Consider the following 17,055-nt stretch of genomic DNA (forward strand, 5'->3'; position numbering starts at 1 on the left):
TGATGACAATCGTATTAAACTCTTCCAAAAGGGGATCAAACACGGGACGGCCGCTTCACCGAGCCCTGAAGTCAAATCTCATTCTTGTGCCTTTGTTAACATCCACATTCAAATATTCCATCGGCAGGGGGAGATTAGCTGTTAACCGGTCGGTAACATCGATTCCTTTGCCTCGCGGCCTGGCTAAAATCAATTTTACCCGCGAGGTTTCAGGAATAAGCACTTGGGCCGGCACGGGAACAAATTCCTCGTCTTCATAGCCTAAGATGTGTCTGAGCCTCGTTGACAGAGAACCCGGTTCTTTTCTCAGTCGCCTAAGTAAGTTTGCCAATCCCCGGTTTTTGTATTCGACATCATTCCCGTTAACTTTTCTTCCGTTTTTCGATTCCAAGAAAGCTTCTAGTTGAAGCCGCTCGCCTGGTTGGCGACTAAAAAGAAAGCCGTCAGGCTTTGCAATCTTTTTTTGATCTTTAATTAGACGATTCGCAAAGACAGGTCCCAGCACAATGGCTCCGGGTTTTACAGCTGCCAGCGCTAAAGAAGCTTCTAGCTCAAATTCCTGGTCTTCATCCATGGGTCGATCAAGATCAGCCAAAAGCGTATCAATTTCGGGGAAGAGGTATCTCTTTAAGAATCCGCCTTTTTCCAGCTCGATCGTTTCCACACAACAATTATTCACTTTATCTATTCTTCTGTCTTTTTATAAATCCTATCAAGAGGGACAAAGTAGCTCAAACGAGCACACTACAGGGTGATATTTTCAAAATGCTCTAGGCTATCAATCGCTTCGTCGCTTTTTAGAGTAATGGCGATTACATCAATCTGGGGCGACAAACTTGTGTTGGGGTATTGGTTATAATAGAAATCCACCATCTTCTTAAGTTCGTGTAGCTTTCCGGGAGTAATAGCTTCACCGGGTCGGCCAAACTCGTCGCCGATTCTAGTTTTGACTTCAACAAAGACTAAAGTGTCTCGGTGTTGAGCCAAAATATCCACTTCGCCATATTGCTTTGCCCGGAAATTTCGCTCAATAATCTGGTATCCCTTCTTCAGAAGGTAATTGGAGGCAATTTCTTCACCCAGCTGACCTATCCTCTTGTTCTCTCCGTCCACTTGTTAGGCCACTGCCCTGGTCACTTCTTTCGGAGTTAAATTGCGCAAATAATAAAGTTTCGCCCGCCGCATGGTTCCGGCCTTTTTCTTCACTTCAATTTTTTCAATCCAGGGAGAATCAACAGACCAAATTCTTTCCACCCCAACGCCATCGGAAATTTTCCGAACAGTAAAGGTTTTGGCGGTTTTATTAATCGCCAGCACAATTCCTTCAAAAACCTGAAGTCGAGTTTTCTCCCCTTCCACAATTTTTTGAGAAACGCGGATGGTATCGCCAACGCGAAACGCAATATCCATACCTACTTATTTTAGCAGACTAGCCGGATTTACTCAACTAGTTCAATCTCCTTGAGGCTCCCGGTTTTGAATTTCCAAAATTGCCGGTAGTTCCTCCGGTCGATTTGTTGCCTTAATCAAAACTGGCGGCCAGAGAATTTCGTCGCCGTCGATATGATCAACATCAATAATTGGTTTTTTCTCTACTGCTTCAATTTTCACTCTTTTCACCTCCTTTCCGGCCATAAAAAAATCCCTTATTGGGAGGGACAAGGATGAACCCCTGGAAATACAGTCTAGCCGACTTTTTTCATGGTGTCAACGATGAGCGAAAGTTTTCCGTCACGGTTATCTACTCTTCCGGTACAGATAATCACATTATTTTCCACACATAAATCCTTTCCGAAGCTGGCGTAAAGTTTGGGGAAAATCACACAGTCCAGTTTGGTGCCATCCCGCCCGGTTAGAGTCATAAAAGCCATTTCGTCATTATTCTTTTTGGTTAAAACTTTCCTGGTGCTGGTTACCATGCCGCCGGTGGTGACGGTTTTGTTAACATGCAGATCCTCAGAAAGCTCTCCGATTTCATGAGTAATCAGGTCGACGATTTTCTCCAGAGCTTTTTGGGCCGGGTGTTCAGACAGATAAAACCCCAGATATTCCCTTTCCCACAAAAGGAGTTCTTCTTTTGGCCGTTCTTCCACATCCGGCAACTCGAAAGAAACAGATTCCTTTTTTTCTTCATCAGTTTTATCTCCGGTATCGAACAACCCCGTTTGTCCTGAACTAATTTGTTTGGCCAGTTTATGACTTTCGGAAATGACTTTCTCCAATGATTCCAGCATGGCCGACCTTTTGCCAAACTGGTCCATCGCTCCGGCTTTAATTAAGCTTTCCAGGGTTTTTTTATTCACTTTTTGCAAATCAACTCGCCGGGCAAAATCTGACAACGATCGGAACGGTTCCTCCAAGTCTCTGGCCTTAAGAATACTATCAATGGCTGCCGCCCCGACATTTTTAATGGCGGAAAGGCCAAAACGGATCGACCGGCCCTCAATATTAAACTCCGTTCCGGATTTGTTAATATCCGGGGGCAAAACGGGGATTTTCATCCGCCGGCATTCCTCAATGCACATTTGGATCTTTTCGTCTTTGGTGTCGCCGGTGTTACCCCGGCTCTCGGCCGTCAGCATGGCAGTCATATATTCGACAGGGTAGTGATATTTCATGTAGGCTGTTTCGTAGGCAATCATGCCATAATCAGCACTGTGGGCCTTGTTAAAACCATAGGCGGCAAACTTTTCGATCAACGCAAAAATCTTGTCTGCCAGGTCGCCGCTGTAACCGTTTTTAACCATCCCGGCCTTAAGTTTTTCACCCTCAACTTTCATTAGCTCCGGCTTCTTTTTTCCAATGGCTTTGCGGAAACCATCCGCTTCCGCCATGGTGTAGCCACCCATCGCATGGGCAATTTCCATAGCCTGCTCTTGATAAATAATAAAGCCGTAAGTTTCTTCCAGAATTGGTTTAAGATCTTCATGAAGATAGCGCACTAATTCCGGGTGTCTCTTGGCTTTAACAAAATCCGGAATAATTTCCAGCGGGCCCGGTCGATAGAGGGCAACCATAGCGCCAAGATCAGAAATAACCGAAGGTTGTAAATCCTTAGCCAGCTTTCGCATTCCGCCGGATTCCAATTGAAACACGCCGGTGGTGTCTCCCCGGGCAATCATGGCGTAAACTTCTTTATCGTCCAGGGGAATTTTTTCTAGATTAATTTTTTTGCCGGTATTTTCCTCCACAAATTTCAAAGCCTGACCTAAAATCGTTAAATTGCGTAAGCCTAAAAAATCCATTTTCAACAACCCCACTGCGTGTTTGCTGGCATTAAGATCCAGGGCATACATATCATATTGAGTGATCACTTTGCCCCCCTTAGGATCAAGTTGCAAGGGCACATATTCCGTTAAAGATTTATCGGAAATAATTACCCCGGCGGCATGAACCGAAGCGTGCCGGGCAACGCCCTCTACTTTTTTGGCCATATCGATTATCTTTTTGGTATCTTCTTCGTTATCGTAAGCCGCCTTTAGTTCTGCATTTGTTTCCAGTGCCCGATCAATATACATAGGGAACCCCTGGCTGCCCGGCGGAATCATTTTTGACAGCCGGTCGCCGACGGCATACGGGTAGCCAAGCGCCCGGGCCACATCCCGCACGGCCGCTTTGGCTTCCATAGTCCCGAAAGTAATAATCTGGGCCACTTTATCCGCGCCGTATTTCTGTCGAACATAATCCAGCACTTTCTCCCGCCCGTCATCGGCCAAATCCATGTCGATATCCGGCGGGCTGGGCCGTTGTTTATGCAAGAATCTTTCAAACGGCAATTTGTACAACAAAGGATCGATCGTCGAAATGCCCAGAATATAAGAAATAATGGAGCCAGCTCCGGAACCGCGGGCGTTACGCATGACACCGTTATTCATGGCCCAATTGGCAAAGTCGGAAACAATTAAAAAATATGACGAATAGCCCATGCTTTCAATGATGTCCATTTCGTGCGCAATTCTAGCCGTCACATCCGCCGTTACCTCCGGATAGCGGTTATACACTCTTTCCTCTACCAGTTTTTCCAAGTAGGAATCCATGGTCTCGCCCCCCGGCAGCGGAAAATGCGGAAAAATATATTTATCCATCGGGATATCCAAATCGACCATATCGGCAATCTTCAAAGTATTCTCCAAAGCGTCCGGATATTGAGCAAAACTTTTACTCATTTCCTCGGGAGACTTGAAATAGAAATCCGGAACATCAATCATCGACATGGGCCGATCCTTATCCAGCCAGGTTTTTTGCGTTTGGATACATAGAAGTGTTTCTTGACCGTCAGCGTCCTCTTTTTTGGTGTAGTGAGAATCATTGGTAGCCACCAGGGGAATACTTAATTTGCGCGACAGCTTAGCAAGCTTTTCATAAGTCTCGTTAATTTTTTCCAGACCCGGATGGTGTTGAATTTCCAGATAAAAGTTGCCTTCCCCGAAAATCTTTTGGTAACGCAGGGCTATTTCTTCCGCCTTTTTCCAGTCATCCTTCTCCAGCGCTTTCCCGATCATGCCCAGATTACAGGCGGAAGTAGCAATGATTCCTTCGTGATATTTTTCTAAAACCTCCCAATCGATTCTCGGTTTGTAATAAAATCCCTCAAGATGTCCGGCGGTGACGATTTTCATCAAATTTTTATAACCGTTCAGATTTTTGGCTAAAAGAATTAAGTGGTACTGGTCGCGTCCGGAACCGGATCGGTCTAGACGGCTTTTTTCGGCCTGATAGGCTTCCACTCCAAGAATGGGTTTTATCCCTGCTTCCTTGGCGGCCAGGTAAAATTTAATCGCTCCGTACATGGTTCCGTGATCGGTAATCGCCAAGGCGGGCATTTCCCATTCTTTAGCCCGGGCCAGGAGATCCTTAAACTTGCTTAAACCATCCAGAAGCGAGTATTCCGAGTGGGTATGAAGAGAAACATAATTAGCCATGATTTATCTTCCTGCGATACTTTAACAAACTGCTTAAAATCCCACAAGAGGAACAACAAAATTTATCGGCTAATGTTTTTTAATTTCTTGCTATGCTGCAATTCAATGTCCAGCGGATCATATATCTTGGATCCAAGCTCTTGTGGGGAATCAATAATCGTTTCCGGATGAGAAAATACCTTCGCTCCATAACTGAGAGTAACTTTCGGTATTGGAGCCATTAATTCACTCTGGCTCCTGGCATTTCGATTATAACGGTCCATCACCGAGTCGGTTACTAAACTGTTTAGGAAACCCGCAATTTCCTCCAGGCGTTTTAGTCCGACCTTCTGAGGGTCCCGATTGCCATAGTCACTTATAGTGAGAAGTAATACAAATTCATCCCCCATTGGTCGGGCAATCAGATCAAAGGGAGTTCGAATTAAGGTATTTGTCAAAGAAACAATTTCCTGCAGGATCACATCAGCCTTGCTATGAGACAGTTTATCGTCATACCACTTAAATCGATCCACATCGAGCATAGCCATAGCATAATAATATGGCGATGGGCGATGTTCAACATCGGGCGGATATCGCTGAAAGATTCGGCAAAGAGCCTCGTCCAACCCTCTTTTACTTAAGGCTCCAGTCAGATAATCAGTTCGCGATTCTTTTTCTGCCTCGATTCTGTTATCTGAGCTGCGAAGAGCTGCGTCGAAACAAGCAGCTAAGACAACATAATTGTCCCGTAAAAAGCCGTCAGGCTTAATCAGTCCGTGATTTCGGAAAACACTGCAGTTTTCACGAAACTCCTCGTTAATGATTGTCCGAAATTTAGGATTAGCCCTAAAGGTCTTAGTCAGGTCAGCAATTCTTTCGCTTTGTTCCGGCAAGAAATATTTTCCAAGGCTGTTAAAAGTACCCAATAGTTCTCTGCTCATGAAAGCTTTCTTCGCAGCAGGTCGGAGATGACATTGATGTCTGCCTTGATTTTAGTCCGGGCCTGGCCGATTAGGAAACCAAGAACCTGAGTCTTTCCGGTTTTGTAATCGGCCACTGCTTTGGAGTTTTGGGAAATTATTTCATTGATAATTTTTTCCAGCTCGGCAGTGTCGACAGCGGCCACCACTTTGACTTGGGCAATCTTTTGCACCAACTGTGCCGGAACCATTTGGGCCATGTCCACTTTCTTATTAATAATCCAATTGGCCACCTCCTTAGTTGAGATCTCTCCTATATCCCGCATTTCTCCCATGACCCTTACCGCTTCTTCAAAGAAATCCGCAGTAGCTTTCTCTTCGGTCAGTTGTATCGCATCATAGTTATTTAGTCCATATTCTTTCTTAAACCTTTCAAATTTGGCATCCGGCAACTCCGGAATTTTTTCTTCGATCTTTTTTATATCTTCTATCTTAAATTTTACTTCCGGAATATCCGGTTCCGGGAAATAGCGATAGTCATGGGCCTCTTCTTTCTCCCGCTGGGGGACTGTGGCGTTTTTTGCTTCGTTCCAGCCCCTTGTCTGTTGCGGCACTTTCTCTCCTTTTTCCATCAATTCTGTTTGTCTTTTAATCTCGTATTCCAATGCTTTTCTGGCAAACCGGAAAGAATTAATATTCTTCAGTTCTACTCTGTAATTTGGCAATTTACCATCCGGCGACATGGAAATTGACGGTTCCAATCTCATGCTTCCCTTTTCCATATCGGCGTTGGAAATGCCCAGGTAGCGGATAATTTTTTGCAGCTTTTTCAGGTATTCATCCACTTCCTCAATCGACCGGAAGTCCGGCTCGGTTACAATCTCGACCAGAGGTACTCCGCTGCGATTAAAATCCACCAGCGTCATTCCGTCAGTGTGTTGCAGCTTCCCCGTATCTTCTTCCAAATGCACTCTTCTTATGCGAATGTTTCCGGCTTTCCCCCATTCCCCAAACGGTTTCTCGTATTGGGTAATTTGGTAGCCCTTTGGAAGATCCGGGTAGAAATAATTTTTCCTGTCAAAATGCGATTCCAAATTAATTTTGCAACCCAATGCCTGGGCCAACATAATCGTCCACTCGACAGCCTTCTTATTCGGAACAGGCAAAGCCCCCGGCAGACCTAAACACACGGGACAGGTATGAGTGTTAGGTTCCACGCCAAAATGTTCCGCACTGCACCCGCAAAACATTTTGCTTTGTGTTGCCAGTTCTACATGAACCTCTAAACCAATAATCGGCTGATACTTCACAGTTTTGGTTTCTCCTTATGCCAGTTAGTTACTCTCTCAAACTCTTCAGCAATATTTAAAATTAACTCTTCGCTCCACATTGATCCAATCAGTTGCATACCAACCGGTAGGCCATTAACAAAACCGCAAGGTACACTGATTCCCGGCAGCCCGGCCAGACTGCTCGGCTCAACTAAAATGTCAGCCAATTCCCCAAACATACTTTGCCCTTTGCTGGCCCCGACTTTCAAAGCCACACTCGGAGAAGTCGGCGCCAATATCAAATCAACCTTTTCAAAAGTCTTCTCAAAATCATCAACGATTAGAGTTCTCACTTGTTGGGCCTTTTTGTAATAGGCATCATAATAGCCTGCGGACAAAGTGTAGGTTCCCAGCATTATCCGTCGTTTATTTTCCTCATTAAAAAAGCTTCTGTCTCGTCCGAAACGGACCCCGTCAAATCGTTCGAGATTAGAGGAAACCTCCGCCCGTTGGACAATAGTGTAATCAGAAATCGCATATCGCGGGTCAAACATAGAAATATCAACTAATTTCGCTCCCAACTTCTCCAGCTCTCTAGCTGCAGCCCTTACAGTTTCATTAATGCCTTTTTGTGCTTCTGCCCGGAAATATTCTTTTGGCAAACCTATCTTTAATCCTTTAATCCCCTTACTACCCCCACTGTCCCCGTCTTTTGTGGTAGCGTCCATGGGGTCGACTCCTCTAATCCAGTTGTATACAATCCTCGCATCGCCGACAGTTTTTGTAATTGGGCCAGGGGAATCTGTAGACGAACACATAGCGATTAAGCCATAGCGGCTGACACGACCATAAGTCGGCTTAAGTCCTACCACTCCGCACCAAGCTGCTGGTTGGCGAATTGATCCGGCTGTTTCCGAACCGAGAGCATAAATCGTTTCGTCAGCAGCCACAGCCGCAGCTGATCCGCCGGATGATCCTCCCGGCAAATGGGTCAAATTCCAGGGATTTTTTGTTGATCCAAAATCAGAAGTTTCGGTCGAGGAACCATGAGCGAACGCGTCCATGTTTGTCTTTCCCAAAATAACTCCACTGTTTTCTCTCACTTTTCTAACCACGGTCGCATCATAAGGCGGTATATAGCCACAAAGAATCTTCGAGGAAGCAGTCGTTTCCAATCCGACCGTATTGAAATTATCTTTTATAGCCACCGGAATCCCCACGGGCAGTTCCATAGCTTCCGTCTCAACCCGACTGTTCCGAGCTAAGAAAGCACGAACCCGATCATCGACTTGATTAATGCGTGCCACACACTCTTTCACCAGATCAACACTGGTAAATTTTTTTTCCTTCAGCCCATTTAGAGCTTGTGAAAGATTTAATTGATTTAATCCCATATCGCTTTAACTACAAAAAAGCCGTTCTTAGTTAACTTGGCGTTTTTCAGCGCGTCCTCTTGAGTTAGGCCGGCTCTAACTTCGTCTTCGCGCAGTTTATTTTCTTGGTGGCCCGTCTGATAAGTTGGAGAAACCCTGGCCGTATCAATCTGGTTAAGATTTTCAACGTAATCCAAGGTCTCGGAAAGTTTTACTTGAAAGTCTTCGGCCTCTTTTTCTAAAAGCGGCAAATCGGCCAGTTTAGCCACATGTTTCACCTCGTCGATTGTTAATATTTTATTTTTATTCATATCACTCATATCCCTTAGTTCCCATATTTCTTAACAACAAAATCATGCGCCTGCCATTCCAACTTATCGTCCAATTGCTCTAATTCTATCTTTTTCTTATACTTGACCTCAAGTGCCGTCTTGATAAGCCAATCGGCGATATGCGGGTTCTTGGGTAAAAACGGCCCATGAGAATAGGTGGCCAGGCAATTCTTGTATATTGCTCCTTCCGTTTTATCCTCACCGTTATTACCGTAGCCCCTTATTACCTTCGCAAATGGTTTCACCCCCGGACCCAAATATGTCCTCCCTCCATGGTTCTCGAAACCAACTATAGTATCTTGACCTGTTTGTATCTTGTATCTTGTATCTTGTATCTTAGCAATAAGATTTCCGATCAACCTTTTTTCGCCTCGGGGAAATTTTGTTTCCATATCAAAAATTCCCAGAAAGGGTCTGCCCAGAAGCTGCGGAGCCCCGCAAACGAACAACCCCGGTACTCCCCGTTCGATCATATTTTGGAGAACACTTTTTTTACTCATTAGGTCCTTCATCACGATTTCCTGTTGCCGATCCTGCGCTCCTCCGCCGAAAACTAGATCCGCGCCTTCGGGTTCGTTTTGGATATTTACGCTTATATTTCGCCACTGCGCTCGTTTTTGCAAACAAATAATATTCCCCCGGTCCCCATAGGTGGACATAAGTTCCGGATACAACCAGCAGATGTTTAAATTCATAGAATTTTTCTCCCGGTTAAAATCTTTCTTACCTCTAACATAGCCGAATATGTGGCTAATACCCAGACTGCGTCTTTAAGTCCTTCTTTTAGGTCTGTGTGAATCCGTAATAAATCTGAGTTAATCCCCGCATACTTCAGCCGCAAGGCCAAATCATAGACCCTGTCGCCGCCTACATTAATTGGGAAACTCCATTTTTGTAGCATCTCGAAGTCTACATCCCAAATCCAGCTTATATCCTGGCCGTCGGGAATCCGATCGTTTAAAACCAGGTATAGCGGCCCCTTCCGTGAGGATCCGATGACCGTCCGCAGGGATTCGTTAAAGCCAGCCGGATTTTTTGATAGGAGAATTTTTACTCCTCTAATTTCTTCACTCCTTCCAAACGCCGGTTCAAATTTAGAAAAATCCGGATTTTTGATTCCCAGCTCTTCGGCTGCGAGCTTTGCTGCCAGAACATTATAGAAATTATATGTGCCTTCCAGTCCTTCGACCCTCTCAGTTTCCTTGATATTTAAATCGTTGATATTTAAATCGTTTTTCGGATGTCTCAAGCCGCACTTAGGACACTGCCATTCACCCAAATGTGACAGGTAGGTTCCCGCAAATTCCAGCCGGCTGCCGCATTTGGGACAATAAATCGAATCGGTAGCATGCTGCATTTCCGGCAAGTAGTATTTTTTATCACCCAGCCCGAAGTACCTCACTTCGCCGGAGTAGTTTTTCCCGATCCAGGCCAACTGCGGGTCATCCGCGTTGACTATTAAGGTATTTTCATAAAGGGCCAGGGCCGCCTGCCACCTTTTGGCAACCGTATCTACTTCGCCGTAACGGTCCAGCTGATCGCGGAAAAGATTAAGAAGAATAATTATCTGCGGACTAACCTGTTCCAAAACCAACGGCAAATTATTTTCATCAACCTCTAAAAGATAATATTTTCCCGACCTTTGCTGGAGAATACTGCCGGCGATGCCATTAAGGAGATTGGCACCGCTGCTATTAATAACTGTCCTTTTTTCCCCCAAGACGCTTCGTAAAAACTTAGTGGTCGTAGTCTTGCCGTTTGTCCCGGCAATTAGAATAATCTTGGCCTCTTTGGGCAGGAGCTTCGGCAATAGCTGCGGGTCAATTTTTAACGCCACTTCCCCGGCCCAGGTTACCCCGGCTCCCAAACCGAAAGTTTTACTAAGAAGAGAGACGGTCTTTCCGGAAAATATCGCCAAAGAGGTTTGCATGCCCATACATTCTACATCCTCAGCTCTACATTTGTCGCAACAGCTTAATCCTTTCCGCAATCGGCGGATGAGTGTCAAACAGTCCGGCCAAAAATGAAGTCACGCTCTTTCCTTTAAAAGGATTGACGATAAACAAATGAGCCGTAGCATTATTGGCAAATTTTGCCGGCGTCCGGTCAGCGGAGATTTTTTCCAAAGCGGAAGCCAGCCCTTCAGGATCGGAAGTTATCTTTGCTCCGGAAGCATCCGCCGCAAATTCCCGGCGGCGCGATATTGCCAGTTGAATGATTGTCGCTACTATCGGCGATAAAATCGCCAGAACCAAACCGATAATCACAAAAATCATCTCTGAGCCATTACCGCGGTTATCCCGATTATCCTGAAACCACAGGCTTCTCATAAACCAGTCTGCCAACATAGAAACAAAACCAACAAGAATTGCCGTTACCGCCATCAGTCTGGTATCAAAGTTTTTGACATGAGAAAGTTCATGGCCAATCACCCCTTCCATTTCCGACCGGTTTAATTTCTCCCGCAAGCCGTAAGTAATGGCAATCGCCGCGTGCTTGGGATCCCGACCGGTAGCAAAAGCGTTCGGAGAAGCGTCGGCAATCGCGTAAACCTTGGGCATGGGCAGATTTGCTTTTTGAGCCACGTCTGAAACAACTTCATAAAGCTTCGGGTCCTGCTCCCGGCTAACCGGTTTGGCTCCGGAAATAGCCAGCACCATTCTGTCGGAAAAATAATAACTAAAAAAGGCAAAGACTCCGGAGATAACCAGGGCAGGCCCCACAAAACTTGCTCCGTAACCGGCCAGTTTGCCAAAAGCAAAAGCCACCGCCGCGGCAAAAGCGACCAGGATTCCCATCATCAGCCAGGTTTTTTCAATGCTATTCATGTTCTTTTGTGTAGCCAGGATATTATCTCCCGATAGTCCAGAGTATTAACAATGTTTTTAGCCTCAGCCCAACCGCGGCGGGCCACCGCTATGCCATAAGGCATCATTAATAGTCCGTCCTTGTTATGAGCATCCGTTCCCAGGCTTAACTTTACTCCCCGCTTAACCGCTTCTCTTACTAAAGTATCCGGAAGATCCAGGCGGTTTGGGTAGGCATTAATTTCCAGGGCTTTATCGTGTTCCAGACAAAAACTGAATATTTGATCCCAATCCAACTCATAACCCTCGCGCGCTCCCAATAATCGGCCGGTCGGATGAGCCAAGATTCGGGCAACCGGATTAGATAAGCCTTTCAGAACTCGCCCGGTCATTTCTGCCTTGTTCATGTTAAAAGAGGAGTGTATCGACACCAGGCAACCATCAAGTCCATCTAAGGCTTCCTGAGGCACGGGAAGCTCGCCCGAAGGAAGAATATCTACTTCGAGTAATTTTATTACTCTACACCCTTTTGTTGAGTAATTAATGTGATCAATAAGTTCATTTCGCTTATGCAGGCGCTCTTCCATCTCTTTCGGGGAATTTTTGGCTTGACTCGGGTTATGGTCGCTAATCCCGATATACCCATAACCCAGCTTTTCCCCTATTTCTCTCATAACCTTTACCGAATCTTCCCCGCTGTCATGACTGGTTTCCTCTAAATCGCTGGAATGCATTTGCAAATCTCCCTTAATATCCTTCAGTTCAACCAGCTTTGGCAGTTTGTGCTTCAAAGCCGCCTCAATCTCGTCAGTATCCTCCCGCAGCTCCGGCGGAATCCAGTCCATACCGAGAAATTTATAAAACTCTTCTTCGGTTTTGAACCGGTGAATCTTCCCGGATTTAAGCTCTTTAGTGCCGTATTCTGAAAGCGAGAGTCCCTTTTTGAGCGCAAAATCCCGCAGTTTTATATTGTGATACTTCGATCCGGTAAAATATTGCAGCATGGCTCCATATTCTTCCGGTTTTGCCACCCGCAAATCTGCCTGGCGGCCGGCAGAAAGCAGAATCGAGGCTCCGGTCGGCCCTTTTTCCACTAGCCCTGAGGCCCCAGGATAGGCCACAAAAGCTTTTATTACCTCTTCCGGATACTCGGTGGCCACCGCCAGATCCACATCCCCAATCGTGGCCACCCGACGCCGTAAACTGCCTAATTTATCTATCCTGCCAACCTGCGGCTCTGCTTTCTTACTTATGTAGCTGATTATTTCTTCTGCCAGCTCATCCGCCTCCGGCAAAACCATCCTTTTCTCTTTAATAGCACCATGGCGATACCGTTCGATGTTGGTCAAAATATCCAGCTCGCTTTTTTCCCCAAAACCCTCGATTTTGGCAATTTTATGTTCTTTGGCTGCTTTTTCCAGCTCGTCAACGGGACTCTTCTCTTTTAACTTTAAACTTTCAACTAATATTTCTGCTCTTTTGGGTCCCAGGCCCGGAACATCCAATAACGGAAAAACTGCCGGGTTAACTTTCTTTAGAACCTGCTCAAAATGTTTAGATTTACCCGTCTTAAACAGCTCGTCCAAATGTTCCCGGATAGAAGCGCCCAAGCCTGGCACGCTATCCAGTTTCCCGTCTTCCCAAAGATCTTTTAACTCCGAAGTAGCGTGTTCGACAGCCGTAGCTGCGTTGTCGTAAGCGATAATTTTGAATCTGTTTTCGCCGAGGATAGTGTAGGCAGCCGCAATTTTGCGAAGCAAGCGGGCTATTTCAATATTCCCCATAGTTTGATAATATTGTAACACGGTTTGGGGTTGTAGCGCAGTTTGGTTAGCGCGTCTCCCTGTCACGGAGAAGGTCGCGGGTCCGAGTCCCGTCAACCCCGCAAACTGCCCCAAACTTCTGCCCGGAAGGAAGTGAAGAAATGTTTGATAATCTTCGAAAATTTATCGATGACCTGGATTTGAACGAATCTATTGTCAGCATGCTTCTGGGAGCTCTAATTGTTATCCTGATAGGCATTCTTGCCTACGGCTATTTCCGCAACCATCAGCCTAACTCCACCATGGAAAATCCCCAGAATCAGGAGGAACAAGCCGGAGAGCTGGCCACGCCGTCAGCCACGGTCGCTTTGCCAACAACTCATGTCGTGGAGAACGGAGAAAGTCTCTGGTCTATCGCCGAAAGGTATTATTCCAGCGGCTACAACTGGCAGGATATTGCCAAAGCCAACAACCTGACTAATCCCAGTGAGATCGAACCGGGCCAGAAGCTAACCATCCCCAAGGTCGAGGTGCGGGAGCCGCAGACAACCAACACTGCTTTAGAACAAACCGTGACCCCGGCGAACTCGATCACGGGCAATTCCTACACGGTGGTTCATGGTGACAATTTGTGGGATATCGCGGTTCGGGCTTATGGCGACGGGTTCAAGTGGACTCAAATCGCTCAGGCCAATCATCTGGCCAACCCGGAAATAATTCATGCCGGGAATGTCTTTACCATCCCGCGGTAGTGGTATAATTTTCTCAAATTGCGGGATTAGTACACCGGTAGTATGCTACCTTCCCAAGGTAGAGAAGGGGGTTCAATTCCCCTATCCCGCTCTTATGTTAACCCTTATTCTTGGCGGCGGGTCATTTAAGAACAAGGCTTGGGTAGAAGAAATGGCCCAAACTTTGGGCGCTACGCCGCAATTCTACGACTATTGGAGCGAGCAAAAGGATTCGGGTTTGGATTTCGATCTCGAAACAAATAAAGCCCTAAAAACCCTTGGGGGCCAACCCTACAACCTCCTTATTAAGTCTGTCGGGTCTCTTCTGGGCATGCGAGTTCTGGAAAAAGCCGGCGGTAAGGTGAACAAAATTATTATTTGCGGCTTTCCCCTGCACGACTTTCCCTCGGAAGAACTGGAAAGATATAAAGTTCTCAATAGTTTCCCCGTAGAAAAAATCAGATGTTTCCAAAACAATGCTGATCCTCATGGGTCATACCAGGAGGCCAAGACTTTCCTGGCTAAAATTAATCCTGACATCCAAATTGTCGAAAAAATTGGCGACAACCACAATTATCCGTATCCAGAAGATTTCCAGGCATTTCTTTCAGAAGGATAGAGTTAATGAATCCGCAACATCGGCTACTTTTAGACGAAATTAAAAAACACCAGGGTAAGCCGGCGAAGCACAAAAATACAAACAATTATGCCGGAACAACCAGCTTTGAGTATCATGTTTCCAACCCGGTTAAATGGAAAATAGCCAAAGATTGGGCGGCAAAAAATACGACGATATCGCCTGATAACTTTCTTCTGATTCTGGACTCCCTAAACACTGGGAAATCGCATGAGGAAAAAAGTTTAGTCGGCTGCCTACTCGCAACTTTTCCTAAACTTCGGTCTCAAATTAAGCCGATATCTTTAGACAAATGGCTAAACAATGTTCACGGTTGGGCTGAAGTGGATAATCTTTGCCAAAATAATTTTCAACACCAGAATTTTTTTGCGGATTGGCCTGCTTGGGAAAAAACGATTCGTAATTTTTCCAAAGACAAAAATGTCCACAAACGCCGGGCAAGTTTGGTTTTGCTTACCGGACCGGTTAGTCATTCATCCGACCCCTGCTTTTCAGTATTGGCTTTAGAAAATATTGACCGTCTTAAAGGAGAAAAAGATATTCTTATTACCAAAGCTGTCTCCTGGCTCCTGCGTAGTCTTATTAAAAATCACCATGAGGATGTCGAAAAATATTTGGAGAAAAACAAAGATGTTCTGCCCAGAATCGCCATTCGCGAAACAGAAAATAAACTTAAATCCGGCCGGAAATCCGGCAAATAATAATCGATGCTTTATAAAGCCATTTCTCTCAAACAACCCTGGGCGAATTTGGTAGCGAGCAGCAAGAAAAAAATTGAAACGAGAAAATGGGGAACAAAATATCGCGGCGATTTGGTCATCTGCTCTTCAAAGTTCCCAAGTACTCCAGAACCTGCAGGATATGCCTTGTGTATCGCGGAGTTGTATCATGTCGAGCCGATGAAAAAGATTCACGAAAAAGATGCCTGTATTAAAGTTTATCCCCGCGCCCACGCCTGGTTTTTGCGCAATATCCGGCCGATTAATCCGCCAATCCCCGTCAAGGGCCAGTTGGGAATTTTTGATGTTGAATTAGATCTTTAAGCCTCTCTAAACTGGTGTCATCCAAAATCGAAACCGGGGTAATTTTCTTCTTTAGCTTTTTGAAAGCCGGATTATTTGCCAAGTCAGCCTTGGTCATGAGAATTATCTCCTGTTTATTTAGCAGTTCGGGATTATATTGTTTCAGTTCCTGGCGGATTGTATTGTAGTCAGCCAGTGGATTAGTCGAATCGGCGGCAATGCAATGCAGGATTACCGGGACTTTTTCAATGTGTTTTAAAAACCTATCCCCCAGCCCCTTGCCTCTACTCGCTCCCTCAATTAGTCCCGGAATATCTGCAATAATTTTTCCGTTCACGGCTCCGAGGTTTGGTTCTAAAGTAGTGAAGGGGTAATCGCCAACCGGCGCGTTGGCGTTGGTTAACGCGTTGAGAAGCGAACTTTTGCCGGCATTGGGCAAACCTACCAGCCCGAAATCGGCGATCAGTTTCAAAGTTAGTTTTAACCGCCGTTTTTGTCCCGGCAAACCCGGCTGAGCTTTAGTTGGGGTCGTCATACGGGCGTTGGCCCGGTCAGCATTCCCCAAACCCCCCGCGCCTCCTTTACAAATTAACACTCTGGTATTGGGATTATCCAGACTAAACAATTCTTCTGTCTCTAAATCAAACAGGTCCGTACCTATTGGTGCCAGGAGAGTTAGATCCAAGGCATTATGGCCGGATTTGCGGTTTGACCCGCCCGGTTCTCCGTCCGAAGCGGCGAATTTTTTCTTGCTGGCATAACGGTTTAGAGCGGTCAGGTCGGTTGTACTCTCAAAATATAAATCTCCCCCATCGCCGCCATTGCCGCCGTCAGGCCCCCGGCCTTTTTTAAAAAACGATGCTTTGCCGGCTCCGCCATGCCCGCCGGAAACTTCGATTTCCGCTTCATCTATAAGCATAGCTGTATTTTAAACGCCAGGCGTCTGTTTGCATAGTTATATATAATGTATGCATATGATGTGGGGTTATGGTTACGGTCCTTATATGGGTTATGGCTTTCTACCAATCATTGGCTGGGTTTTTTCCTGGATATTTTTTATCGTGGTTATTGTTCTGGCCATTCGCTTCTTTCGCGGCGGACGCTGGCACGATCATGACCGATCGGCGGAAATTCTTCGCGAACGCTATGCCAAAGGCGAAATTTCCAAGAAAGAGTTCGAGGAAATGAAAAAGGATCTCCAGTAATGCTAAAATACCACTATGCCGAAGTGGCTCAGTGGTAGAGCGGCTCTTTCGTAAAGAGTAGGTCGTGAGTCCGATTCTCACCTTCGGCTCATG

Annotated in this window: 19 protein-coding genes and 3 tRNA genes; 8 read left to right on the plus strand and 14 right to left on the minus strand. The window is 45.8% G+C overall.

Features of this window, described 5'->3' with window-relative positions; all coding sequences use genetic code 11:
• Positions 1–55 precede the first annotated feature (55 nt).
• From M1403_00815 to polX, 13 genes are all read right to left on the minus strand, one after another.
• Complete coding sequence (locus M1403_00815) at positions 56–664, minus strand: hypothetical protein (GenBank protein ID MCL4397551.1); 609 nt, start codon at positions 662–664, stop codon at positions 56–58.
• 80 nt (positions 665–744) lie between these two features.
• Positions 745–1,113, minus strand: coding sequence for a YraN family protein (locus M1403_00820; protein MCL4397552.1), 369 nt, complete (start codon positions 1,111–1,113; stop codon positions 745–747).
• Positions 1,114–1,116: 3 nt separating this feature from the next.
• Entirely contained in the window at positions 1,117–1,410 is a 294-nt protein-coding gene (gene rplS / locus M1403_00825; protein MCL4397553.1) for a 50S ribosomal protein L19, read from the minus strand.
• 42 nt (positions 1,411–1,452) lie between these two features.
• Positions 1,453–1,635: a hypothetical protein gene (locus M1403_00830; protein ID MCL4397554.1), complete on the minus strand. Its 183-nt coding sequence runs from the start codon at positions 1,633–1,635 to the stop codon at positions 1,453–1,455.
• A 50-nt stretch (positions 1,636–1,685) separates the two neighbouring features.
• The gene (locus tag M1403_00835; protein ID MCL4397555.1) at positions 1,686–4,922 is read right to left on the minus strand and encodes a DNA polymerase III subunit alpha; all 3,237 of its coding nucleotides are present in this window, start codon (positions 4,920–4,922) and stop codon (positions 1,686–1,688) included.
• 62 nt (positions 4,923–4,984) lie between these two features.
• Positions 4,985–5,842, minus strand: coding sequence for a diguanylate cyclase (locus M1403_00840; protein ID MCL4397556.1), 858 nt, complete (start codon positions 5,840–5,842; stop codon positions 4,985–4,987).
• Positions 5,839–7,131 (minus strand): Asp-tRNA(Asn)/Glu-tRNA(Gln) amidotransferase subunit GatB, encoded by a 1,293-nt coding sequence (gene gatB, locus M1403_00845; GenBank protein MCL4397557.1) that lies wholly within the window; start codon positions 7,129–7,131, stop codon positions 5,839–5,841. Before gatB ends, M1403_00840 begins: the two co-directional genes overlap by 4 nt.
• Complete coding sequence (locus M1403_00850; GenBank protein MCL4397558.1) at positions 7,128–8,486, minus strand: aspartyl/glutamyl-tRNA amidotransferase subunit A; 1,359 nt, start codon at positions 8,484–8,486, stop codon at positions 7,128–7,130. The genes gatB and M1403_00850 overlap by 4 nt, the downstream gene beginning before the upstream one ends.
• Entirely contained in the window at positions 8,477–8,776 is a 300-nt protein-coding gene (gene gatC, locus M1403_00855) for an Asp-tRNA(Asn)/Glu-tRNA(Gln) amidotransferase subunit GatC (protein ID MCL4397559.1), read from the minus strand. Before gatC ends, M1403_00850 begins: the two co-directional genes overlap by 10 nt.
• A gap of 14 nt (positions 8,777–8,790) precedes the next feature.
• The gene (locus tag M1403_00860) at positions 8,791–9,492 is read right to left on the minus strand and encodes a cobalamin biosynthesis protein CobQ (GenBank protein ID MCL4397560.1); all 702 of its coding nucleotides are present in this window, start codon (positions 9,490–9,492) and stop codon (positions 8,791–8,793) included.
• The gene (locus M1403_00865; GenBank protein ID MCL4397561.1) at positions 9,489–10,733 is read right to left on the minus strand and encodes a MurT ligase domain-containing protein; all 1,245 of its coding nucleotides are present in this window, start codon (positions 10,731–10,733) and stop codon (positions 9,489–9,491) included. Before M1403_00865 ends, M1403_00860 begins: the two co-directional genes overlap by 4 nt.
• A 19-nt stretch (positions 10,734–10,752) precedes the next feature.
• Positions 10,753–11,625, minus strand: coding sequence for a M48 family metalloprotease (locus M1403_00870; GenBank protein MCL4397562.1), 873 nt, complete (start codon positions 11,623–11,625; stop codon positions 10,753–10,755).
• Positions 11,622–13,388, minus strand: a complete 1,767-nt coding sequence (gene polX / locus M1403_00875) for a DNA polymerase/3'-5' exonuclease PolX (protein ID MCL4397563.1) — start codon at positions 13,386–13,388, stop codon at positions 11,622–11,624. Before polX ends, M1403_00870 begins: the two co-directional genes overlap by 4 nt.
• A gap of 26 nt (positions 13,389–13,414) precedes the next feature.
• Between polX and M1403_00880 the strand changes: the two genes are divergently transcribed.
• The 6 genes from M1403_00880 to M1403_00905 all read left to right on the plus strand — a co-directional run bounded on the left by M1403_00880 (position 13,415) and on the right by M1403_00905 (position 15,778).
• Positions 13,415–13,489, plus strand: a tRNA-Asp gene (locus M1403_00880).
• Positions 13,490–13,528: 39 nt separating this feature from the next.
• Positions 13,529–14,119 carry a LysM peptidoglycan-binding domain-containing protein gene (locus tag M1403_00885; GenBank protein ID MCL4397564.1) on the plus strand — a complete coding sequence of 197 codons (591 nt, stop codon included), beginning with the start codon at positions 13,529–13,531 and terminating at the stop codon, positions 14,117–14,119.
• A gap of 20 nt (positions 14,120–14,139) precedes the next feature.
• A tRNA-Gly gene (locus M1403_00890) sits at positions 14,140–14,210 on the plus strand.
• 3 nt (positions 14,211–14,213) lie between these two features.
• Entirely contained in the window at positions 14,214–14,717 is a 504-nt protein-coding gene (locus M1403_00895; protein ID MCL4397565.1) for a hypothetical protein, read from the plus strand.
• Positions 14,718–14,722: 5 nt separating this feature from the next.
• On the plus strand, positions 14,723–15,436 hold the full coding sequence (locus M1403_00900) for a DNA alkylation repair protein (GenBank protein ID MCL4397566.1): 714 nt from the start codon (positions 14,723–14,725) through the stop codon (positions 15,434–15,436).
• A gap of 6 nt (positions 15,437–15,442) precedes the next feature.
• Entirely contained in the window at positions 15,443–15,778 is a 336-nt protein-coding gene (locus M1403_00905; GenBank protein ID MCL4397567.1) for an ASCH domain-containing protein, read from the plus strand.
• On the opposite strand, the gene obgE is transcribed toward M1403_00905, so the two are convergent.
• On the minus strand, positions 15,735–16,676 hold the full coding sequence (gene obgE, locus M1403_00910) for a GTPase ObgE (protein MCL4397568.1): 942 nt from the start codon (positions 16,674–16,676) through the stop codon (positions 15,735–15,737). The two genes, M1403_00905 and obgE, sit on opposite strands and share 44 nt — an antisense overlap.
• 55 nt (positions 16,677–16,731) lie before the next feature.
• Here obgE and M1403_00915 point away from each other — a divergent pair, with 55 nt between their 5' ends.
• Positions 16,732–16,962 carry an SHOCT domain-containing protein gene (locus M1403_00915; protein ID MCL4397569.1) on the plus strand — a complete coding sequence of 77 codons (231 nt, stop codon included), beginning with the start codon at positions 16,732–16,734 and terminating at the stop codon, positions 16,960–16,962.
• Between the two features lie 17 nt (positions 16,963–16,979).
• Positions 16,980–17,051: transfer RNA gene (locus M1403_00920), tRNA-Thr, on the plus strand.
• The last annotated feature ends 4 nt before the right edge of the window (positions 17,052–17,055 follow it).

Source organism: Patescibacteria group bacterium, from assembly GCA_023380635.1.
Classification (GTDB): domain Bacteria; phylum Patescibacteriota; class Microgenomatia; order JAMCZE01; family JAMCZE01; genus JAMCRP01.